Source organism: Amycolatopsis sp. GA6-003 (genome assembly GCF_046267895.1).
GTDB lineage: Bacteria > Actinomycetota > Actinomycetes > Mycobacteriales > Pseudonocardiaceae > Amycolatopsis.
The window spans coordinates 2,566,572-2,587,842 of record NZ_CP176499.1 but is presented as its reverse complement, the minus strand read 5'-3'; the positions used below and the strand labels follow the sequence as shown (position 1 = coordinate 2,587,842).

General features: G+C 71.9%; 21 protein-coding genes. 6 read left to right on the top strand and 15 right to left on the bottom strand.

The annotated features are described in order from the left end of the window. Nucleotides 1-5 precede the first annotated feature (5 nt). Entirely contained in the window at nt 6-965 is a 960-nt protein-coding gene (locus tag F9C12_RS11145) for a 3-hydroxyacyl-CoA dehydrogenase NAD-binding domain-containing protein (RefSeq protein ID WP_409465811.1), read from the bottom strand. After that, nucleotides 962-2,074 carry an NAD/NADP octopine/nopaline dehydrogenase family protein gene (locus F9C12_RS11140; protein WP_409465810.1) on the bottom strand — a complete coding sequence of 371 codons (1,113 nt, stop codon included), beginning with the start codon at nt 2,072-2,074 and terminating at the stop codon, nt 962-964. Before F9C12_RS11140 ends, F9C12_RS11145 begins: the two co-directional genes overlap by 4 nt. 194 nt (nt 2,075-2,268) lie before the next feature. Between F9C12_RS11140 and F9C12_RS11135 the strand changes: the two genes are divergently transcribed. Beyond that, nucleotides 2,269-3,033: an IclR family transcriptional regulator gene (locus F9C12_RS11135; protein WP_409181904.1), complete on the top strand. Its 765-nt coding sequence runs from the start codon at nt 2,269-2,271 to the stop codon at nt 3,031-3,033. A gap of 62 nt (nt 3,034-3,095) precedes the next feature. Here the strand turns inward: F9C12_RS11135 and F9C12_RS11130 are convergent, their stop codons facing one another. The 3 genes from F9C12_RS11130 to F9C12_RS11120 all read right to left on the bottom strand — a co-directional run bounded on the left by F9C12_RS11130 (nt 3,096) and on the right by F9C12_RS11120 (nt 6,399). Then, nucleotides 3,096-4,376 carry an HRDC domain-containing protein gene (locus F9C12_RS11130; RefSeq protein WP_409465809.1) on the bottom strand — a complete coding sequence of 427 codons (1,281 nt, stop codon included), beginning with the start codon at nt 4,374-4,376 and terminating at the stop codon, nt 3,096-3,098. A 71-nt stretch (nt 4,377-4,447) separates the two neighbouring features. Further along, nucleotides 4,448-5,164: a response regulator transcription factor gene (locus F9C12_RS11125; protein ID WP_033291604.1), complete on the bottom strand. Its 717-nt coding sequence runs from the start codon at nt 5,162-5,164 to the stop codon at nt 4,448-4,450. 671 nt (nt 5,165-5,835) lie between these two features. Next, nucleotides 5,836-6,399: a DUF3000 domain-containing protein gene (locus tag F9C12_RS11120; RefSeq protein WP_409181902.1), complete on the bottom strand. Its 564-nt coding sequence runs from the start codon at nt 6,397-6,399 to the stop codon at nt 5,836-5,838. 729 nt (nt 6,400-7,128) lie between these two features. On the opposite strand from F9C12_RS11120, the gene hemE reads away from it, so the two are divergent. Genes hemE through F9C12_RS11100 form a run of 4 tightly spaced genes read left to right on the top strand, consistent with a single transcriptional unit; the run spans nt 7,129 to nt 11,730 of the window. After that, entirely contained in the window at nt 7,129-8,211 is a 1,083-nt protein-coding gene (hemE, locus tag F9C12_RS11115) for a uroporphyrinogen decarboxylase (protein WP_409181901.1), read from the top strand. Next, nucleotides 8,208-9,617, top strand: a complete 1,410-nt coding sequence (gene hemG, locus F9C12_RS11110) for a protoporphyrinogen oxidase (protein WP_409465808.1) — start codon at nt 8,208-8,210, stop codon at nt 9,615-9,617. The genes hemE and hemG overlap by 4 nt, the downstream gene beginning before the upstream one ends. A gap of 46 nt (nt 9,618-9,663) precedes the next feature. Then, nucleotides 9,664-10,356 (top strand): hydrogen peroxide-dependent heme synthase, encoded by a 693-nt coding sequence (hemQ, locus tag F9C12_RS11105; RefSeq protein ID WP_409181899.1) that lies wholly within the window; start codon nt 9,664-9,666, stop codon nt 10,354-10,356. A gap of 6 nt (nt 10,357-10,362) precedes the next feature. Next, nucleotides 10,363-11,730: a CoA transferase gene (locus F9C12_RS11100; protein ID WP_409465807.1), complete on the top strand. Its 1,368-nt coding sequence runs from the start codon at nt 10,363-10,365 to the stop codon at nt 11,728-11,730. 519 nt (nt 11,731-12,249) lie between these two features. Here F9C12_RS11100 and F9C12_RS11095 read toward each other — a convergent pair. From F9C12_RS11095 to F9C12_RS11050, 10 genes are all read right to left on the bottom strand, one after another. Beyond that, nucleotides 12,250-13,029 carry a TIGR04222 domain-containing membrane protein gene (locus F9C12_RS11095; RefSeq protein WP_409465806.1) on the bottom strand — a complete coding sequence of 260 codons (780 nt, stop codon included), beginning with the start codon at nt 13,027-13,029 and terminating at the stop codon, nt 12,250-12,252. Between the two features lie 101 nt (nt 13,030-13,130). Continuing rightward, nucleotides 13,131-13,457: a hypothetical protein gene (locus F9C12_RS11090; RefSeq protein ID WP_409181896.1), complete on the bottom strand. Its 327-nt coding sequence runs from the start codon at nt 13,455-13,457 to the stop codon at nt 13,131-13,133. Next, nucleotides 13,454-14,257, bottom strand: coding sequence for a DUF692 domain-containing protein (locus F9C12_RS11085; RefSeq protein WP_409465805.1), 804 nt, complete (start codon nt 14,255-14,257; stop codon nt 13,454-13,456). Before F9C12_RS11085 ends, F9C12_RS11090 begins: the two co-directional genes overlap by 4 nt. Continuing rightward, nucleotides 14,250-14,702: a hypothetical protein gene (locus F9C12_RS11080; RefSeq protein ID WP_409465804.1), complete on the bottom strand. Its 453-nt coding sequence runs from the start codon at nt 14,700-14,702 to the stop codon at nt 14,250-14,252. The genes F9C12_RS11085 and F9C12_RS11080 overlap by 8 nt, the downstream gene beginning before the upstream one ends. Before the next feature lie 24 nt (nt 14,703-14,726). Continuing rightward, nucleotides 14,727-15,677 (bottom strand): TIGR04222 domain-containing membrane protein, encoded by a 951-nt coding sequence (locus F9C12_RS11075; RefSeq protein WP_409465803.1) that lies wholly within the window; start codon nt 15,675-15,677, stop codon nt 14,727-14,729. 99 nt (nt 15,678-15,776) lie between these two features. Beyond that, nucleotides 15,777-16,685 (bottom strand): TIGR04222 domain-containing membrane protein, encoded by a 909-nt coding sequence (locus tag F9C12_RS11070; RefSeq protein WP_409465802.1) that lies wholly within the window; start codon nt 16,683-16,685, stop codon nt 15,777-15,779. A 104-nt stretch (nt 16,686-16,789) separates the two neighbouring features. Further along, a complete protein-coding gene (gene msrB / locus F9C12_RS11065; protein WP_409465801.1) occupies nt 16,790-17,218 on the bottom strand; it encodes a peptide-methionine (R)-S-oxide reductase MsrB in 429 nt (142 codons plus the stop codon). Nucleotides 17,219-17,237: 19 nt separating this feature from the next. Then, nucleotides 17,238-17,543, bottom strand: coding sequence for a hypothetical protein (locus F9C12_RS11060; RefSeq protein ID WP_116206679.1), 306 nt, complete (start codon nt 17,541-17,543; stop codon nt 17,238-17,240). Nucleotides 17,544-17,593: 50 nt separating this feature from the next. Continuing rightward, nucleotides 17,594-19,189, bottom strand: a complete 1,596-nt coding sequence (locus F9C12_RS11055; protein ID WP_409465800.1) for a protein kinase domain-containing protein — start codon at nt 19,187-19,189, stop codon at nt 17,594-17,596. A gap of 165 nt (nt 19,190-19,354) precedes the next feature. Next, nucleotides 19,355-20,029 carry a TVP38/TMEM64 family protein gene (locus F9C12_RS11050; protein ID WP_409181890.1) on the bottom strand — a complete coding sequence of 225 codons (675 nt, stop codon included), beginning with the start codon at nt 20,027-20,029 and terminating at the stop codon, nt 19,355-19,357. A gap of 37 nt (nt 20,030-20,066) precedes the next feature. Between F9C12_RS11050 and F9C12_RS11045 the strand changes: the two genes are divergently transcribed. Next, the gene (locus F9C12_RS11045; RefSeq protein ID WP_409465799.1) at nt 20,067-21,089 is read left to right on the top strand and encodes a DNA polymerase domain-containing protein; all 1,023 of its coding nucleotides are present in this window, start codon (nt 20,067-20,069) and stop codon (nt 21,087-21,089) included. Nucleotides 21,090-21,271: the final 182 nt, after the last annotated feature.

Below are 21,271 nucleotides of genomic sequence, written 5' to 3'. Positions count from 1 at the left end.
GACGGTCACTCCTCCGGTCGCTCCGGAACCGGCGTCCCGTCCCGCAAATGCGGTTCCCGCAGCCGGAAGATGTCCTCGAACTCCCGCATCCGCGCCGCCCGGTACTCCGGGACCCCGTCCGGATCGAAGCGGTAGAACCCGGCCCCGTCCTGGAGGCCCCGCCGCTGCCCGGTCATGTTCTCCTCGACGATCGCGGGCGCCTGGAACCGTTCGCCGAGTTCGCCGGTCAGGTAGCGCGAGGCGTAGTACAGGATGTCGCCGCCGCCCCAGTCGATGAATTCCAGCGGGCCCAGCACCGAAAACCGCGGCCCGAGCCCGGCGCGGACCGCGAGGTCGATCTCCGCCGCGCCGGCCACGCCTTCCTCGACCATCCGCGCGGCCTCGTTCATCAGCAGCGCCTGCAGCCGCGGCACGATGTACCCGGCGGCGGGTCCGCACACCACCGGCACCTTGCCGATTTCGCGCAGCAGCGCCACGAGCCGGTCGACCGCGGCCGGATCGGTGTCGTCGCTCCGGCTGACCTCCACCAGCGGCATCAGTTCGGCCGGGTTGAGCCAATGCGCGTTGACCACGCGCTCCGGCCGGTCGGCGAGTTCGGCGATCTGCGTGACCAGGAAGGTCGACGTCGTCGAGGCCAGCACCGCCGACTCCGGCACCTGCGAGCCGAGCCAGCCGAACACCTCGCGCTTGATGTCCATGACCTCCGGCACGGCCTCGAACACCACGGTCGCGTCGGCGAGTTCCTTCGCCGAACGGTCGCCCAGCGTCAGGCTTTCCAGCGCGTCCGCGTGCCCGGACATCGCGCGCAGCCGGTCGGCGAGCCGCTTGCGGACCTCGTCGCGCCGGAGCTGGCGTTCTTCCTCGGTGCGGTCCTTGACGTCCGCGAGCAGCACCGGATGCCCGGCCGCGAGGAAGGCCAGCGCGATGCCCTCGCCCATCCGCCCGGCTCCGACGATGGCGATCACGACTGGACTCCGTCCCGCAGCAGCTCGGTCAGCCCGGCCCGGTCGAGATCCGCCAGGCCGAGGTTCTCGAAGGTCCGGCCCTCGGCGTAGAAATCGCGTCCGGTGATGGCGGAACCCAAGGCGAGCAAGCCTTCCGCGACCGGCGTCGGCACCCCGGCGAACCGGCCCGCGGACACCAGCAGCGACAACCCGAGCCGGGTGTCCTCGACCATGTAGCGGTGTGTGTGGAGGTCGATCTTCTCGCGCCAGTCGCCGCTGTCGGTCAGCCGCTCGTGCGCCGCGCGGCCATACATCCATTCCTCGCCGTCAGCGGCGTAGTGGTCGGCCAGCGGGAAATGCGGCGCGCCGTAGCCGAACGCTTCGCGCAGCGCGACCCGTTCGGCGTCCAGAGCGTCGGTGACGCTGCGGATCGACGGCTGCGTGCCCTCGTTGTGGATGTCCCAGGCGGCGAAGTGCTCCAGCGGACCGGCGTTCATCGTGATCAGCGGCGGGTGGATGATCGGGCCCGCGTTCATCAGCGCACCGCTGAGCCCGTCGCCCGCGTCCTCGACGCTCGGGTACGCCTCGCGCAGCGTCCGGAACGCGCTTTCCGCCAGCCGCAGCGGGAAAACGCCGGTCGGCAGCCGGGTCGCGTACCCGCTGATCACCACTTCCGCGTCGCCGTGCCGACGCGCGAGGTACGGCAGCGTCCCGGCCTCGGCGAACGCGATCTCCGAACTTCCGCCCGCCGCGGCGACCGCCTTGGCGAACACCAGCGAACCGAACGTGCCCGGCGGCAGGAACACCACCTGGCCCTCGGTCAGCAGCGGGGCGAGCTGCGGAGCCAGGTCGTCGTGGGTGGTCGACGGCAGCGGGATCACGAGCAGAGCCGCGCCGCGCACCGCCTCGGCGAGGTCCGGCACCGGGTTGATCTGCCCGGCCCCTTCGCCCACCGGCACCGATCGGGAACCTCGGTAGTCCCGGACGCCCACCGCCCCGGTCGCGCGCACCGCTTCCAGCGCCTCGGCGTTCCGCCGCCACCAGCGCACTTCGTGGCCGTTCTCGGCGAGTTCCGCCACCGTGGCCCAGGAACCGTGTCCGCCCCCGAGAACCGCGATCTTCACTGTCATGTGCTCCTGTCTGGTTCTTGTCTTCAGTCGCGCCGACCGCACTTTCTCACGGGTCGGCCAGGTCGTTCTCAGCCCACAGCCACGTAGCGGGGAAATCCGAAAAGTCGTGTTCCGAAGCAGGCACGTTCGCTTGGCCGACCCACGCCCGCAGTGTCGCTTGCGTCGCGGCCCGGCCTCAATCAGACTTCCGCCACATGGAAGCCAGACCCACTGCGGCGGCGCGGCTGCTGTCGGTGCTGGACTGCTTCAGCGCCCAGACCCCCGTGTTGTCCCTGACCGAAATCGCCCAGTCCGCGAGCTTGCCGTTGAGCACGGCGCACCGGCTGGTCGGCGAGCTGGCCGAATGGGGAGCGCTCACGCGCGACGAACACGGCGGCTACCACCTCGGGCTGAAACTGTGGGAGCTGGGCTCGCTGTCGCTGGCCCGGGCGTCGATGCGCGAAATCGCCTTGCCGTACCTGGGCGATCTCTTCGACGCGACCGGCGAAAACGTGCACCTGGCGGTACTCGACGGAACCGACGTCGTATTTCTGGCCCGGCTCGCCGGGCATCGCTCGGTCGAAATCCTGACCACGACCGGCAGCCGCCTCCCCGCGACCACCACCGCCACCGGCCGCGTGCTGCTCGCGCACGCCGCCGCCGACGTCCGCGAATCCGCGCTGACCAGCCCGATCGCGGCGGAAACCCGGCACACCACGACCGATCCGGAGACCCTGCGCGCCGAACTCGCCGACATCGCTCGCACCGGCTACTGCGTCGCCGACCGCCAGCTCGCCGACGACGCGGTCGCCGTCGCCGCCCCGATCCGCGACGCGTCGGCCCGGGTCACCGCCGCGGTCGCGGTCGTGGGCCGCCGGGAGACGACCTCGGTGGCCCACCTGGTGCCCGCGGTGGTCACCACGGCGACCGGCGTGGCGCGGTCGCTCGGATACCGCCGACCGGCTCGCCGCCGGGCGTGAGCGGGCAGTTTCTGCCGGGAGGTCTCAACCTCAAGCGTGAGGTCTAAACCACCGTTCGCGGGTCAGGAAGCCGTGCTGTGCAACGCCTTGCTGAGCGCCGCGGCGGTCAGCTCGATCTGCCACGGCCGCGCCCCGCCCGCCCGCAGCACATCCGCGACCGAGTCCTCCGAGAGGTCGGCCGGCGGTCGCCAGCAGGTGCGCCGCACCAGGTCCGGCAGCAGCAGGTTCTCCACCGGCAGCTTGCGGTCCTCCGCGATCGCGGCCAAGGCGGCCCGCGCGGCGGCGAGCCGGGCGGCGGCGTCGGGGTCCTTGTCGGCCCAGCGGTTCACCGGCGGCGGACCGTCGGACGGCTGGCTCGGGCTCGGCAGCTCGCTCGCCGGCAGCGCTTTGGCCGCCTGCAAGTGCCGCAGCCAGCTGGCCGTGTACTTGCGCTGCACGCGCCCGCTGAACACCGGCAGCGCCTGCAGTTCCTCGACGGTCTTCGGGTCCGCGGTCACCGCGTTCACGATCGCGCTGTCGGGCAGGATCCGGCTCGGCGCGCGGTCGCGTTTGCGGGCCAGCTCGTCGCGGGCCTGCCACATCTCGCGCACCGCGGCGAGGCCGCGCGGGCTGCGGATCTTGTGCACCCCGGACGTCCGGCGCCACGGTTCGGCGCGCGGCGCGGGCGGGGGAGCGGTGCGGACAGCCTCGAACTCCTGCCGCGCCCACTCCAACTTGCCCTGCGCCGCCAGCTCGGCTTCGAGCTTTTCGCGCAGTTCGTTGAGCAGCTCGACGTCGAGCGCGGCGTAGTTGAGCCAGTCGACCGGCAGCGGGCGCTTCGACCAGTCCGCGGCGCTGTGCCCCTTCTCGAGCGTGTACCCGAGCAGCAGCTCCACGAGCGTGCCCAGCGCGACGCGTTCGTACCCGGCCAGCCGCCCGGCCAGTTCGGTGTCGAAGAGCGAGCGCGGGCGCAGGCCCAGTTCCGCCAGGCACGGCAGGTCCTGGGACGCGGCGTGCAGCACCCATTCGGTGTCGTTGAGGACGTCCCGCAGCGGGGCGAGGTCGTCGGCGAGCGCGATCGGGTCGATCAGCACCGTGCCGGAGCCTTCGCGGCGCAGCTGGACGAGATAGGCCTTGGGCCAGTACCGGTAGCCCGACGCCCGCTCGGTGTCGACGGCGACGGCGCCCGTGCCCGCGGCCAGCCGCGCGCACGCCTCGGCGAGCGCGGCGGGATCGGCCACGACCGGTGGGGTGCCTTCCGCCGGTTCCCGGAGCAGCACCGGCGTTCCGGAGGCCTCGGAGGCTTCCGAGTTCTCGGTGGCCTCGTCTCCGGTCCGCGCTCCGTCCGCCTGTGCAGTTCCCATGTCCGACGACCCTACGGGACGGGTGGACCGCGCCTGGTCCGCCCGCCCCGCAGGGACGTGGTTCGTCGTCGTCAGCGGATCACGCCGGCTCGCATCGCCAGCGCGACCATCTGCGCCCGGTCGCCCGTGCCGAGCTTGCGCCCGATGCGGGACAGGTGGGACTTGACGGTGAGCGCGGAGAGGGAAAGCTCCTCCCCGATCTCCTTGTTCGACTGCCCGTCCGCGACGAGCTGGAGCACCTCCACCTCGCGAGCCGACAGCTCGCGCGGGGTGTTGTCGGTGCCCGCCACTCGCGTGCCGGTCGCCAGGACCGGGGCCACGCTCGGGTCGGCGTAGACGCCGCCTTCGAGAACCCGGCGCACGCCGTCGGTGACCACCACCGGCGACGCCGACTTCAGCAGGTACGCCTGAGCTCCGGCCTGGAACGCGGAGCGCACCGCGTACGGGTCGTCGGAGGATGCCAGGACCACCACGCGCGGCCAGCCGTGGCTACGGAGTTCCGTAACCAGCTCGATGCCGCTGCCGTCCGGCAGTCCGAGATCGAGGATCGCCAGGTCGCACGGGCCGGTGGCCTGTGCCCGCGCCCTCGCCTCGGCCACCGTGGCGGCTTCGTGGACAGTGCCCGCACCCATTTGTGCGAGTCGTGCTGCGATTGCCTCCCTCAACAGCGGGTGGTCATCGACCACCAACACGGAAAAAAGCTCTTCCCGCGGGTGCGGAACCATGCTCGCCGGCAAGGCGCCGGCTGGCGTGGATCGGACGGCCTGAGATAAGCCGACGGTAGCCACGTCACTACCTCCCTGGAGTCGGTCGTGCCCCCCGACCGGCACCGGGACCTTCGGCCGTTCAGCCGCGCCAGCTTTAGACCGAAAGTGGTGTCGTCCCAGGCACTGTAGCCGTCCGGACGCCGTTGCGGGGGGATCGAATGGGTATCTATCCGAAACAGTTCGTCACGCAGTGAGGTCGTTGTAACACGATCGGACTAACGATCGGAGTATTGCTAACGACTGACGATCGGGCCGCGATGCACCAGAGTTACCGGCAACGAAACGGGCGTGCAGATGGCCCGTGCACCTGCGGGTGCTGCCGGAGCCGGGCTGCCGCCCCGGCGGTCCGGTCCGGAAATGCGCCCCGGCCGGGGCAAGATCATTTTCTTTCATGTTTTGCCGCGCGCTCCGTCCGGCGGCCGAGGACGCGGCGGAGGCGCCGGACAAGGCTCCGGAACCGTGTCGGTGCTGGTTACCGGGGGTTCACTGGCTGTGATCGCACCCGGCCACGAACGTGCGGCATCCGGGGCAGCGGCCCTCGCGGTCCACGATGGACGGTCGGCGGCGCTCGCCGGGAAGCCGCGCCGAAGATCTCCGCGGGGCGCTCGGGACGCTCGGATCCGCCCGGGAAGGCGCGTTCGTGCGCGTGCAAGCGCCGCCGGGAGGCTGCCCGACCGGGTGAACTTGGGAAATCAGGAGCTCTGCCGCTGCTCGAACAGCGTGACGCCCACCGGCGGCAGCCCCACGACGCTCGCCATCACCTGGCAGAACGCGAGCCCGTGCGGGCCGAGCGCGGCGTCGGTCGGGGTCCAGGACGCCCGCAGTTCGAGGTCGTCGGTGCGGGCCGGGCCGGAGATGTCGCCGAACCGGGCCGAGGACGTCTCGGTGACGGTGCCGCCGAGCGCCTTCCACGACGCCCCGGAGGCCTCCAGCGCGTCGGTGAGCCACGACCAGCCGACCGCGGGCAGGAACGGGTCCGTGGCCAGTTCGCGGTCGAGTTCCGCGCGCACGTACATGACCAGCCGCAGCACGCCGTCCCAGCCCTCCTGGCCGTCCGGGTCGTGCAGCAGCACCAGCCTGCCGGACGCCAGCACGTCGGCGGGCCCGGAGACGTCGCAGCTCACCGCGTAGGACCACGGCGCGAGCCGCTGCGGCGCGCGCATCGTCTCCAGGCGGATCTCCGGGCGCGGCCGGACGGCTTGCAGCGCCGCGACGGCTTCGCGGAAGAGATCGGGCACTGGCGTCATCGCGGTCACGCACCGACTGTAGGGCGGCGACGCCCTGTTGCGGACGCAGGCGCGCCGAGCGAGACCCAGCCGCGACTCGGGAAGGGCTCCGGCCGAGCGCTTCGCGGTGCCCGCCGCGCTTAGTTTGGCCTCTGCTCGTCCATGCGGGACCGCACGCTCCGCGCGAGGGTTCCCCGGCCCGGTGCGGGGCATGCTCGGCGGGCGAGGGTTTGCCGGTACGGTGCGGGGGCGCGTTCGGCGGGCGTGGGTTCCCGGGCCCGGTGCGGGGCGCGCTCGGCGGGTGTGGGTTCCCCGGTCCGGTGCGGGGCACGTTCGGCGGGTGTGGGCTCGCTGGCCCGGTGCGGGGCATGCTCGGCGGGCGTGGGCTCGCTGGCCCGGTGCGGGGCATGCTCGGCGGGCGTGGGTTCGCCGGCGCGGTGTGGGGGCGCGCTCGGTGCGCGAGGGTTCACCGGTTCCGTGCGGGGTTTGTCAGCCCGGCTTTGCTTCCCTCTGGATGGCTTTCCGTCCTGCCCGCGCGATGGCTCTCCGTTGGTCGTCTCCGCCCCGCCGTCCGGCCCGTTCCATCGCGACACTGGGCGAACACCGCGTCCAGCGCGCGAGGCATCACGAATGCCGCTTCGCAACCAGATCTGCACTGCCGAATTCGCAGCAAGCCACGCGCGAGGCCATCGCCAGGAAACCGGGGCCGGGGCACGGTGGGCACGGGGCGGCCCGGGACTGTCGGACCCGCGTGGGACCATGGGGTTCGTGCCTCAGGTTTCGCCCGCGCCCGTCGGCGCCCCGTCCGTTTCGCCCCGTCGCGCCCTGCCCGGCTCGGCTTTCCTCGCCGCCGCGCGCGGGGAGCGGCCCGCGCGCGTCCCGGTGTGGTTCATGCGCCAGGCCGGTCGTTCGCTGCCGGAGTACCGCGCGCTGCGCGAGGGCGTGCCGATGCTCGACGCGTGCTTCGACCCGGAAATGCTCGCCGAGATCACCCTGCAGCCGGTCCGCAGGCTCGGCGTCGACGCGGCGATCCTCTTCAGCGACATCGTGGTCCCGCTCAAGGCGGCGGGCGTCGACATCGACATCGTGCCCGGCACCGGCCCGGTCGTGGCCTCGCCGGTGCGCGACGCGGACGCGGTCCGTGCGCTGCCGAAGCTCGAACCGGAGCAGGTCGGGAAGGTCGCCGAGGGCGTCCGGCTGCTGGTGGAGCGGCTCGGCGAGACGCCGCTGATCGGGTTCGCCGGCGCGCCGTTCACGCTGGCCAGCTACCTGATCGAGGGCGGCCCCAGCCGCAACCACGAGCACACCAAGGCCTTGATGCACTCGCAGCCCGAGGTCTGGCACGACCTCGCCGCGCGGCTCGCGGACATCGCCGCCACGTTCCTGCGCGCCCAGCTCGACGCGGGCGTCGACGCGGTGCAGCTGTTCGACTCGTGGGCCGGCGCGCTGTCCGAGCGCGACTACCGCGAGTTCGTGCTGCCGCATTCGGCCCGCGTGCTGGCCGTGGCCGGGGAGTACGGCGTGCCGCGGATCCACTTCGGCGTCGGCACCGGCGAGCTGCTCGGCGCGATGCGCGAGGCGGGCGCGGACGTGGTCGGCGTCGACTGGCGGATCCCGCTCGACGTCGCGGTCCGCAGGCTCGGCGGCAACGTGTCGGTGCAGGGCAACCTCGACCCGGCGCTGCTGTACGCGTCGTGGCCGGTCCTGGAGGCCGAGGTGCGCCGGATCGTCGAGGAGGGCCGCGCCGCTCGCGGGCACGTGTTCAACCTCGGCCACGGCGTGCTGCCGGGAGTGGACCCGGAGGTGCTGAAGCGCGTCGTCGACCTGGTGCACTCGCTGTGAAGCACGTCGCGGTCGTCGGCGGCGGGATCTCCGGGCTGGCCGCGGCGTACCGGCTGCGGCGGCTGCTGGGCGATCGGGCGCGGATCACCGTTTTCGAGAGCACGGCGGCGATCGGCGGGAAGCTGCGCACGGCGGAGGTCGGCGGAGTCAGCTACGACGTCGGAGCCGAAGCGTTCCTCACCCGGCGGCCCGAGCTGGTTTCGCTGGTCGAGGAGGTCGGTCTCGCCGATCGCCTGGTGCATCCGACCAAGGCCCGCGCCAAGATCCACGCCGGCGGTTCGGTGCGGAGCTTGCCGCCCGGCACCGTGATGGGCGTTCCGGCGTCCGCGGACTCGGTCGCGGGCGTGCTGTCCGACGACGGACGGCGCGCGGTCGAGAAGGAACGCTCGCTCGGCCCGGTCGATCTGGGCGAGGGCGATGTGCCGCTCGGGCCGTTGCTGCGCACGCGCTTCGAGGACGAACTGGTGGACCGGCTGGTCGACCCGCTGCTGGGCGGCGTGTACGCGGGCGGTGCCGACGGCCTCGGCCTCCGCGCGACGATGCCCGGCCTGGCCAACGCGCTCGACGGCGGTGCGGGTTCGCTCACCGAGGCAGCGTCGTCGTTGCTGCCGAAAACGCCGGGCACCGCGCCGGTGTTCGGCACTCTCACCGGCGGCCTGCGGGGTTTGCTCGACCGTTTGCTGGAGCTTTCCGGCGCCGAGCTGCGCACTTCGGCCACGGTCCGCTCGCTGGCGCGCACCCCGTCCGGCTGGCGGCTCGAGTTCGGCGCTGCCGCACCGGCGCACGCGCCCGCCGACAGCCCGGTGGACGCGGACGCGGTGCTGCTCGCGGTGCCCGCGCCGGCCGCCCGGAAATTGCTCGACGGCGTCGCCCCGGCGGCCTCGACCGCGTTCGGCGAGGTCGAACTGGCGTCGATGGCGGTCGTCGCGTTCGCGTTCCCGCCGGGCACGGAATTGCCGGACGCGTCCGGAATCCTCATCGGCGCGGGGGAGCGGGACGCGAAAGGCGTGCCGTACGCGGCCAAAGCCTTCACGTTTTCGTCGAACAAGTGGGCTCACCTCGGCAGCGCCGGACCAGTGCTGGTGCGCGGTTCGGTCGGCCGGTTCGGCGAGCCCGGCGCGTTGAACGGCGACGACGACGCACTGGTCGCGGCGGTCCGCGACGATCTGGCCCGGCTCGCCGGGGTCACCGCGAAGCCGATCGACACCCTGGTGACGCGGTGGGGCGGCGGCCTTCCGCAATACGGCACCGGGCACCTGGAGCGGGTGGCGCGGATCGAGACGGCAGTGATGGACGTCCCAGGCCTGGCCGTGGCGGGCGCCACGCTGCACGGCGTTGGGCTGCCCGCCTGCGTGGCCACCGCCGACGCCGCCGCCCGGCGGATCGCGGAGCAGCTCTCCGGGTGACGGAGCCCCGTGGCGACCGCCGGGCGGGCAGTGCCAGGATGGAGTCATGGCGCGGCTGAACTACAACGAACTCAACGACACGATCCGCTACACCATGTGGTCGGTCTTCCGGATCGAACCGGGGAAGTTGGGGGAGGACCGCGGCGCCGCCGGCCGGGAGACGGCCGAGTACCTCGACGGGCTCGAGGCCAAGGGCGTCGTCGTCCGGGGCGTGTACGACGTGTCCGGCCTCCGTGCCGACGCGGACTTCATGATCTGGTGGCACGCCGAGGAGATCGAACAGGTCCAGGCCGCCTACACCGGGTTCCGCCGCACGCCGCTCGGCCGCGCGTCCACGCCGGTCTGGAGCCAGACCGCGCTGCACCGGCCCGCCGAGTTCAACAAGAGCCACGTGCCCGCGTTCCTGGCCGGCGAGGAGGCGCGCAAGTACGTCTGCGTGTACCCGTTCGTCCGGTCCTACGACTGGTACCTGCTGCCGGACGAGGAACGCCGCAAGATGCTGGCCGACCACGGCAAGGAGGCGCGGGACTACCCGGACGTGCGCGCCAACACCGTCGCGTCCTTCGCGCTCGGCGACTACGAGTGGATCCTCGCCTTCGAGGCCGACGAACTGCACCGGATCGTCGACCTGATGCGCCACCTGCGCAACACCGAGGCCCGTCGCCACGTGCGCGTCGAGATCCCGTTCTACACCGGCACGAAGGTGCCGCCCGCCGAACTCGTCGCGGCTCTGCCGTAACCGCCGGTGCAGGACGTACTCGCCGGGGCCTGGCAGTCGCTCGCCGGGGAACCGCTGCCCGCCGTGTCGTTGACCGGCGACGAATCCGTGCTGCCCGGGCATTTCCGGGTCCCCGCCGCCGCGACCGCCAGCATCGCCGCGGCCACCCTGTCCGCCGGCGAACTGCTGCGCCTGCGCGGCATCGACCCGGGCACGGTGTCGGTCGACACCCGGCACGCCGCCGCCGCGTTCCGCAGCGAGCAGTTGCTGCGCATCGACGGCGAGCCCGGGCCAAGCCCGTGGGGCCGTATTGCGGGCGACTACCGCGCCGCCGACGGCTGGATCAAGCTGCACTGCAACACCCCGCGGCACGAAGCGGCGGTCTGCTGGGCGCTCGGCGTCCCGGCGACCCGCGAAGCGGTGACCAAGGCCGTGGCCGGCAAGTCCGCCGCGGAGGTCGAATCCGCCGTGGTGACCGCGGGCGGCGCGGCCGCGTTGATGCGCTCGCGCGAGGACTGGCTGGCGCACCCGCAGGGCCAGGCCGTCGCGGAACTGCCGCTGGTCGAGCTGAACCGGATCGGGGACGCACCCAAGCGCACCCTGTTCGATTCGGACCGCCCGCTGGGCGGCGTCCGCGTACTGGAGCTGACCCACGTGCTCGCCGGCCCGGTCGCGGGCCGAGTGCTGGCCGCACACGGCGCGAACGTGCTGCACGTCGGCGCCGCGCACCTGCCGCGGATCCCCGTGCTGACCATGGACACCGGCCAGGGCAAGCGCTCGGCGTTCATCGCGCTCGACACCGAGGGCGGTCGCGCGAAGCTGAAGAAGCTCATCGCCCGCGCGGACGTCCTCCTCCAGACCTTCCGCCCCGGCGCACTCGCCCGCCTCGGCTTCGGCCCGGAGCAACTCGCGGAGTTGCGCCCAGGCCTCGTAGTGGCCGACGTGTCAGCGTACGGCTGGACCGGCCCGTGGGCCCGCCGCCGCGGCTTCGACAGCCTCGTGCAGATGTCGTCCGGCATCGCCGAGGAGTACGCCACCGACGCCCCGGCGCCGCTGCCCGCCCAAGCGCTGGACCACGCAACCGGCTGGCTGACCGCCGCCGCCATCATGACGGCACTCCGCCACACCGTCACCGACGGCGGCACCTGGCACGCCCGCCTGTCCCTGGCCGGCACCGGACACTGGCTGGATTCGTTGGGCCGCAAGGACCCCGAACCGTCCGAAGTGGACTACACGGACCTGCTCGAGACGGTCGACAGCGACTTCGGCCGCATGACCCGGGTACGGATGGCCGGAGAACTGCCCGGCGCTCCGCCGCACTGGGACCACCCGTCACACCAGCCCGGCGCGGACACCGCGGTCTGGTCGCCGGTGGTGCCTCAGCCGGTCTCGTAGGCGCGGACAGCGTCGTAGGTGCCGCGCGGTCGCGTGGGCATCGCTGTGCTGGTGATGCCTGGCAGCTCCGGGAATGCCGCGCTGGTCCTGTGACTGCCGCAGCCGTGGTGATGCCGCGCCCGGTCTGGCGGCTGCACCGCCGGTGTTGTGAGCGCAGTCGTTCCAGCGTGTGCCGCGCCGGTTCGTGCAGTGCGGCCGTGAGTGCCACGTGGATCTCGCGTGGGGGCACCGCCGTGCTGCGCCGGTCCCGCGGCTGCTGCAGTCCCAAGGCACGCCGCGCCAGCCTGGCGGCGGGACCGCCGATCTCGTGAGCGCAGTGGTCCCAGCGTGTGCCGCGCCAGCTCGTGCAGCAGCCAGTTCCGCGCGCTGCCAGTCCCTAGGGCTCCGCCTCCGCCTAGGCACGCGACAACCGCCACCCACCGACCCCGGCCCGCTGCGCGACCCCGCGGTTTCGCCGCTGCCGGGCGTGCCAGCGAGGCACCGATGCGCGACCTTCGCCTTGGCCCCGCCGGTCTCCGGCTAAATCGGCATAAGCCCCCCGGAGATCCGCTTGTCCGGATAAGCCGCCAGCCCGCCCAGCGCGACCAGTTCTGCCGGTCCCGTGTTCTGGCCTCCGGAAGCCCGCTGTTCGGCCCGCGCGAGGACCGTCGTCCCGGCGGTCGTCGGCGGCAGCGAGCTGACCTTCCGCTGGCCGAACTTCTTCGTGATCCGCTGGCTGCCGACGAGGCACAGCCAGAGCGCCAGCCCGACCTCGGCGAAGACGAGCAGCACCAGGACGTTCAGATGAGACCGGCCGACGTCGTAGACCAGCCGGGCCACCCCGGCCGCCAGCACGACCACGGCCACCGCGGTCAGCGTGTACCCGAGGCCCGTCATCGGCCTGCGCCTGCTGACCAGCTGCCGCTGGACCAAATCCGTTTCCAGCGCCCGTATCGCGGGCTTGAGCGCCGAGGAACGCGCGATCCACGACGCGAGACGTCCACGGCCGGCCGCCTGGTGCACGGCTTGTTCGAGCGGCGGCGACACCGGTGGCGAGCCGACGGAGACGACCTCGCCCGTCGACCCGACCTGCAGCTGTCCGCGCGCGAGCAGTGCCGCGATCGCGGTCTCGACCACCCGCGGGCGCCCGTCCGCCAAGTACGCCACGTCGTACACGTTGCGCGGCACGGCGGCCGACTCCGGCGCGGACGCCTGTTTCGCCAGTTTGTCCTTGCCAGTGGCCAAAATGCTCACCAAGCCCGCAGCGGTGGCCACGTAGACGAGCAGCATCGGGCTCAAGGCAGCCCAGAATCCGTTCACGACAGGTTCCCTCCCTCCCGGTCCGGCAGAGATCGGATAACACCGCCGTAACCAGACATGTCGTCAGCGTAGCCAGCACCACCGACAAAACCGGAAGAGGCTCAGCGCCGAAACCACCTGCGCCGGGGTTTGGGCAGGTCACCGCGGGCGACGAGCCACTCCGCGAACGCGTCGGCGTACTCGCGCGCCCGAACCGAAGTCGTTTTCGGACGCTCCGCGGCGTAGGCGTCGAACAGCGGGCGATACCGCGTGCCCAGCGTCTCCGGCAGGTCCGGCCGCAGGTACGCCACCAGCCGCCGCCGTTTGGCGAGCAGGACGTCCGCCTCGATGCGCAACCGCGAGGCATCGAAACCGGACGGCGGCTCAGCCCCGGTCAACAGGCTGTCCAGCAACGCAGCCTGCCGAGCCGCCAGTTCTTCCCGGCTCACCGCGTCACCGCGGTCCGCAACGCGACCAGTTCGGCGGCGAGTTCGGAATCGGCGGGATAGTCGTCGTCGCGTTCCAAGAGGACACCCGGCGGATCCGTGCGTCGGCGCAGTTCGGCGAGCAGATCCAGCACCTCCGGCAGCACGGGATGCGCGTGCGTGTCGTGGTAAACCCCATCGCGCTCTACGCCGCCCGCCATGTGCACATACGCGAGCCGTTCCCACGGAATCCCGTCCAGGAACGCCACCGGATCAGTGCCCACGTTGCGCGCGTTCGCGTACAGATTCGCCACGTCGATGATCAGCAGGCAGCCGGTCCGTTCGGTCAGCTCGGTGAGGAATTGTTCCTCGGTCAGCTCGCTTTCCGGCCATTCCAGCAGCGCGGCGATGTTCTCCAGCGCCAACGACACGTCCACAATGGACTGAGCGAGCCGGACGTTGTCCACCAGCACGTCCAGCGCCTCGCGCGTGCGCGGCAGCGGCATCAGATGCCCGGAATCGAGCCCGCCCGCGCGCACGAAGCACACATGGTCGCTGGCCAGCGGAGCGTCGAGGACCCTCGCCAGCTCGGCCAGGTGCTCCACGCGCGCGGTGTCCAGCGGTTCGGCCCCGCCCAGCGACAGCGAAACCGCGTGCGGCAACACCGGCATCCCGCGGTCCTTCAACGCCAGCAGGCTTTCCGGCAGGTGCGGAGCGTGCAGGTTCTCCGCGACCACCTCGACCCAGTCGACGCCCGGCAGCCGCGCGATTGACAGGTCCAGTTCCGGCCGCCAGCCGATGCCGATCCCCAGCCGGTCAGCCACCGCACCCACCTCCGCCTCCGGACAACGTCTCCACGCCGCTCTTCAACGCCAAGCTTGTCGCATGGTCGGGGTACGGTGCGAACCCGCCCAGCGAAGCAGCACCGACCAGCAACGCTCCGGACTGCGCCCGCAGGACGTTCAACCCCGCAGTCGGCCGGTGCAGCGCAGAGCCGTTCACCGAGCTAACCAGACCGACCACGAACCCCAGGCCCACTCCCGTCGCGAAGCGGGCGGAGGCGACCGCGACCAGACCGCGTTGGCGCAGTTCGTTCCCGATGCTCCGCACCGGCGCGGAGGCCGTCAGCGCCGCGCTCGCTTGGTGACCGCCAGCAAGGTACGCGAGCCGATAGACGTCGAGCGGACAGTGCGGCGGCCAGACCAGCGTCAAGGCCAGCGCGGTCCCGTAAATCACCAGGAACTGCGACCCCGAGAGCGGCTCGTGCACGGCGTCTCCCTTCTCAACGCTGGGCTATCCGCCGCAGCCGCCCCCGCCGCCGCAACTGCTGCCTCCGCCGCACGAAGACCCGCTGCTGCACGAGGAACCGCCGCTGCTGCACGACGATCCGCCGCTCGAGCCGCCGCCCCCGGCCCAGGCACTCCCGCTGCCGCTGAGCAGGGCCGTGCTCATCTCGTCGTCCGGGTACAGCGCGATTCCGCCGAGCGCCACCACTGCCGCGGCCCCGACAAGCAACGCTCCCTTGCCGTTCCGGTCCGTGGCAGCGAATTCCTCAGGCCGCTGCTCCGCAGCCTTCGCCTCTTCGCGCGCCCGTACCACGATCGCGTGCCCCGCGTCGGTCGCCTGGGCGGTCTTCGAGCCCTTTCGGACCGTGTAAGCGATCAATGCCAGGATCCCGGTTACGAAGAGCAGCCCGACCAGACCGCCGATCGGCCGGTCCAGCTGTGCTCCGTTGACCGCGCGGACAATGCCGATCAGCAGCAGGACCCCGTACGCGACCACTGTGCCGACGCGGAAGCCGTCCAGCCCGTCGCCAGCGGCGAGCAGCCCGCGCTGTTCGAGGTCCTCGCGGATTTTCTCCACTTCCGGCCGGACCGCTGGCGACCTCCGCACCGTGGCGACGGTTGCCGTACCGCCCTGTGCGGCGTCGTGCACCGCGCGCTCCAGGCGCTTGCGGGACGGTCGCTTGCCGATCGCGCTCAGCTTGCCCTTGCTGTTCACGCGCAGCAGTTCCTGTTCCAGCAGCGTCGCGATCGCGGTGTCGACAGTGCGGTCCGCTCCGCCGGCGAGGTAGGCGAGCTGGTAGACGTCCGGCCGCAGCGGCGGCTCGACGGTGGCGGGCGCGTTCCGCTTCCGCGACCGCGCGATCGGCGGCCAGCTCACCTGCACGAGCAGCACGACGGCCAGCGCCAGACCGTAGATCAGCAGGAATTGCGGTCCCGAGATGCCCCACGGTTCGTCCACGGCTTCCCCCTCTTCTCCACGTTGCCGGAACCCTAACCGGCCGGTCGCCCGATGCTGTCGGCAGAACTGACGCAACCGAGGCCTGGTTCGTTCCCCGGTTCAGCTGCTGCCCCCGCCGCACCCCCCGCCGCCACATCCGGAGCCGCATCCCGAACCACCGCAGCCGGACCCGCAGCCCGCGCCGCCACCGCAGCCCGATCCGCAGCCGGCGGCCCAGTACCCGGCCGCTCCGGCGAACCCGCCGGTGACGCCGGTTCCCGCGATGGCCGCGCCCGCCTGCCGGGTCGCCGGAAGCCCGCGAAGCAGCGCGACCCGCAGTTCGCGATCCGGATGGTTCGAAAGCCCGCCGACCGCGACGCTTCCGGTCAAGCCGCTGAGCAGGCTCTGGTCCGGCCACGCCGCTTCGGCTGCCGCACGTCCGGCGTCGGTCGGCCGGATCCTCCGGGCAGCCCGGCGGCGGGACAGTGCGGCAAACGTGAACCACCCCGGCAGCAGCACCGAAATCAGCACATAGCCGTTCAGCCAGCCGACGAAAGCGGCCACGCCGGCCGCCGTCAGCACGGACTCCCCGATGGCGGTCCACTGCCACGCTCTCCGCAGCACCTGGCCGTCGACGAGCAGGCCGCGCTTAGTGAAGTCGTCGACCATCTCGCGGACTGTGTCGCCCCAGACGAGACCGCGCAGCACGGTCGCGATCCCGACTCCCGTACCGGCCAGCTCGGCGGCTTCGCGGCTCAGCGCGTCGGACGGTTCGGTGGGCGTGCGGTACAGCCGCCCCACGGAATCCGCGCGCAACTGCTCCCGCTCCAGCATCGAGGCGATCGTCGTTTCGGCGACGCGGATCGGCCCGTTCGTCAGCAACGCGACTTGCGCCGCGGACGTCAGCCGGGTTTCGGGATGCCTGCCCCGGTGCAGCCGGGCGGCCGTCCGCCGCCCGAACCGCCAGCAGACCAGCGCCAGCACGAGGATCAGCGCGGCCGGCAGCGCGCGTTCGATCGTCCAGTCCATCGCGGTCCCCCTCCGGATGAACAATCCACGCTACCCGCCTCGCCGGGGTTGCCGCCGGACGAAAACCGCCCTCCCCGGGACGGGAAGGGCGGCATCAGCGGACGTCAGGCGTCGGAGTCCGGGACGAGCTTCAGGGAAATCGAGTTGATGCAGTACCGCTGGTCGGTGGGGGTCGCGTAGCCCTCGCCCTCGAACACGTGCCCGAGGTGGCTGTGGCACGAGGCGCACAGCACCTCGATGCGCCGCATGCCCAGGGTGCGGTCCTCGCGCAGCAGCACCGCGTCGGAGTCCGCCGGGTCGTAGAACGACGGCCAGCCGCAGTGGCTTTCGAACTTCGTGTCGCTGCGGAACAGCTCCGCGCCGCAAGCCCGGCACTCGTACACGCCGGTGGTCTTGGTGTCGGTGTACTCGCCGGTGAACGGCCGTTCGGTGCCGGCTTGCCGGAGCACCGCGTACTCCTCGGGGGCAAGCTGCTCCCGCCATTCCTGGTCGGACTTCACCACGCGCGGAGTGGTGCCGACGACGGGTTTCATACCTTTCACCCTTCCCACGTTACCTGGAGAGAAAAGCGACCGTGTGCAGCGCGATGTCCCAGGCGGTGACCAGCAGTCCGAGCACGATCAGCACCACGACCAGCGCGGACACCCAGTAGCGGAGCCCTCCGGTACGGGTGCTGGAATCGGCGAAGTCGGCGACCTGGTCCAGGCACGCCTCGACGGTGAAAGTCGGCCCGGTGCGCTCCATCCGGTCGAGATGGGCGGCGAACGCACGGGCCTCCGGGTCGTACGGATCCAGCCCGACCAGATCCTCGTGGAACCGAGGATTCCAGCCCGGCGGCAGAGCTCCGTTCTCGGCCATGCTTCAAAGGTAGGCTATTCGCTCCGCCTGACCCACCTCTGCGGCGAGTGTCACTGAGCGGGAGTACCGCCTCCGAGGCGCGGATCGCTGTTGATCATCAACGTGCCGTCCTCCGCGGCGATGACCTGGACGACCTTCGGCGTCGGCGCACCGCCTTTCGGCGTGAGAGTGATCTGGACGTCGACGGAGCCGTCTGCGTTGTTCTGGCGCTTGTAAACGCTTGCGCCCTTGTAGGAGGACAGCCCGTTCTGCGCCCAGTAAGAGGCGAACGAGGCTTCATCGCCAAAAGCTGCCTGCGCCGACGGGGTCAGCATCGCCCAGGCACCAGGCGACCCGGCACTCGAGTAGAAGTCCACGACCCGGTCGCCAGCGGGCCCCCACTGCACGTTGCCGCTGGACTTGACCGGCGGTGCCGAAGAACTCGGCGTGGTCGACGGACTCGCCGGAGCGGAGGAGCTGCTCACCGGCGGCTGCGCGTTGTTCGTCGAAGGCCCGCCCTTGCCCTGGCTGCTGCTGAGCACCAGGAACACCACCAACGCCACCACGACCACCGCCGCGGCCCCGCCAGCGAGGAACGCCATCTTCTTCTTCCGCGCCGCCGCAGGCGAAACCCGATCCCCGGACCCGGCACCGGAGTAATTCGGTGCAGCAGCAGTAGGCGCGGGCCGAACCGCGGGTTGCGGACGCGGCGGAGTGTTCGCCGGGGCAGCAGGACGCGAGGGCGCACCCATCGGCATGAACGCCGCAGTCGGCGTCCGAGGCGGGTTCGACGGAGCCTTCGCCGCGGCCGCGGCAGCAGCCGCCGGAGCAGCTGTGCGCGCCCACGGCGGACGGGACCCGTTGCTGCCCGGACCGCGATTGCCCGACAGCAACTGCAGCGGCGCGGCCGGTTCCCCGGCCGCCAGCTGAGCCAGCCGTTCCCGGGCTTCGGCCATGCTCGGCCGCTCGGAAGCTTCGCTGCGCAGCAGGCTCATCAGCAGCGCGGTCGCCGGACCGGCCTGCGTCGGCGGGTTGACCTGGCCGTTCGCCGCCGCGTACAGCAGGGCGAGCTGGTTCGTGGTGTTGCCGTACGGGGTCTGGCCCTCGATCGCCTGGTACAGCGTCGCGCCGAGGGCGAAGACGTCGGAGCTGGGCACCGGGTCGGCGCCGCGGGCCAGTTCGGGCGCGAGGTACGCGGGAGTTCCGCCGATGAGGCCGGTCTGGGTGAGCGTCATGTCGCCGGCCGCGCGGGAGATGCCGAAGTCGGTGATCTTCGCGGTGCCGGTTTCGTCGATGAGGATGTTGCCGGGCTTGACGTCCCGGTGCACGATCCCGGCGCGGTGCGCGGCCACGAGCGCCGCGGCGACCTGCTCGCCGATCCGCGCGACCTGGCCGACCGGCAGCGTGCCGTGTTCGGCCAGCACGGCGGACAGGCTCGGGCCGTTGAGGTACTCCATCACCAGGCACGGGTCGCCGCCGTGCTCGGCGACGTCGAACACGACGATCGCGTTCGGGTGCTGGAAGCGGGCGGCGTTCTTCGCCTCGCGCATGGCGCGCTGGCGCATGTTGTCGCGTTCGGCCTCGGAGACGCCCGGCTGCGGCAGGATCTGCTTGATCGCCACGGACCGTTCCAGGCGCACGTCCACGGCACGCCACACCACGCCCATGGCACCGCTACCAATGTGCTCGACGAGGCGGTAGTGCCCCGCGATCAGCTGCCCGGTGTCGATGACGCCCGCTCCTGACGAAAGTCCCGTGATCGTGGTCGTGCGCAGCGCGGATACCCCTCGCGCACCCGGACGAGTGTAGCGGTCGGAAGTACCTGCCCGCCGTCAGCCAGCCGGTGCCGACGGCACGGGCGCCTCCGGTTCGGCGGCGGGGACGCGCTTCCGCAGCACCCGCACCAATCCTGCCGCGCCGAGCGCCGCGAAGACCGCGTAGCAGGCCAGCAAAGCAGGCGGCGTGTCGCCGGTCAGCGCGTCCGCGAAAACGACCACCGCGATGGTGCCCGGGACGCTGCCGAGCGCCGTTCCGGCAAGATAGGGAAGGAGTTTCACGGACGAAACGCCGCACAGGTAGTTCATCGCCGAAAACGGGACGACCGGGATCAACCGCAGCGATGTGATGGCGAGCACCCCGCCGTCGGAGAGCCGGTCGTTGACGGCCCGCACCGGCGCCCGATGGAGGTGCCGCAGGATCAAGTCCCGGCCGAGCAGCCGGGCCAGCCCGTAGGCCAGCGCGGCGGCGATCGTGGTGGCCGCCAAGGCGATGAACACCCCCGCGACGCTGCCGACGAGCAACCCGGCGGCCAGGTTGAACACCGTGCGCGGGATCGGCGCGACGGTGAGCAGCGAGTAGGCCACGAGGAGCACCAGCGGAGTCATCGATCCGGTTTCCGCGGCCCAGACGCGCAGCTGCGCCGGTCCGGGGATCGGCAGCCACAGCGCGGCGGCGCCGAGAAGAGCTAACACGACCAGGGCGACGATCAGCTTGGTTCTCCCGGACACCCCGCCACGGTACGGCACTCGCGGCTACGGTGGCCGCATGGCCAAAAACGGCGATCCGGTCGAGTACCAGGTGGGGGAGCGCACCGTCCGGGTGTCGAGCCCGGACAAGGTGTATTTCCCCGAACGCGGCATCACGAAGCGGCAGGTGGTCGAGTACTACCTCGCCGTGGCCGACCCGTTGCTGCGGGCGATCGGCGAGCGGCCGACGACGCTGAAACGCTACGTCGACGGCGTCGCCGGCGAGTGGTTCTACGCCAAGCGCGTGCCCAAGGGCGCGCCGGACTGGCTCGAGACGGCGAGGATCGCCTTCCCGTCCGGCCGCACCGCCGACGAGGTCTGCCCGACCGAACCCGCGGTGTTCGCCTGGGCGGCCAACCTCGGCACCTTCGACTTCCACCCGTGGCCGGTCCGCCGCCCCGACGTGGACCACCCGGACGAACTGCGGATCGACGTCGACCCGCCGGAACGCGCCGGATTCGCCGACGCGGTCGAAGTCGCCGGCGTCGTCCGCGAGGTGCTCGCCGACGCCGGGCTCACCGGCTACCCAAAGACCTCCGGCGGCCGCGGCGTGCACGTCCTCGTGCGGATCCGCCCGGAATGGGACTTCATCGCGGTGCGGCACGCGGTGATCGCGCTCGGCCGCGAGGTCGAACGGCGGATCCCGGACAAGGCGACGGTCTCCTGGTGGAAGGAGGAACGCGGCGGCCGCGTCTTCCTCGACTACAACCAGGCCGCGCGGGACCGGACGGTCGCCTCGTCGTGGTCGGTCCGCGGCACCCCGCGCGCGACCGTCTCGACGCCGCTGACCTGGGAGTTGCTCGCCGACGTCGACCCGGACGACTTCGACGTGCTGACCGTCCCCGGTTTCCTCGCCGAACACGGCGACCTGCACGCGCCGATGGACGAGAAGGCGTTCGGCCTGGAGACGCTGCTGGAGTGGTACGAGCGCGACGACCGCGACCTCGGCGGTGCGGAGCTGCCCTATCCGCCGGACTACCCCAAGATGCCCGGCGAACCCAAACGGGTGCAGCCGAGCAAGGCCCGATCCGACCAGGCGTGATCGTCCGATTGCCGGGTGTGATCACTCTGGGTGATCAACATCGCGGCGGATTTTCCGACTGTTTCCGCAGGTCGCGCTGAATTTTTCGCCCTCGATTATCCTGGGGAGCGCCGCTGGGTGGTAACGCGCCGAGGTCGAGGTGCGACTATTGCCGGACCGGAGGGGAGCCGGGGACCGGAGGA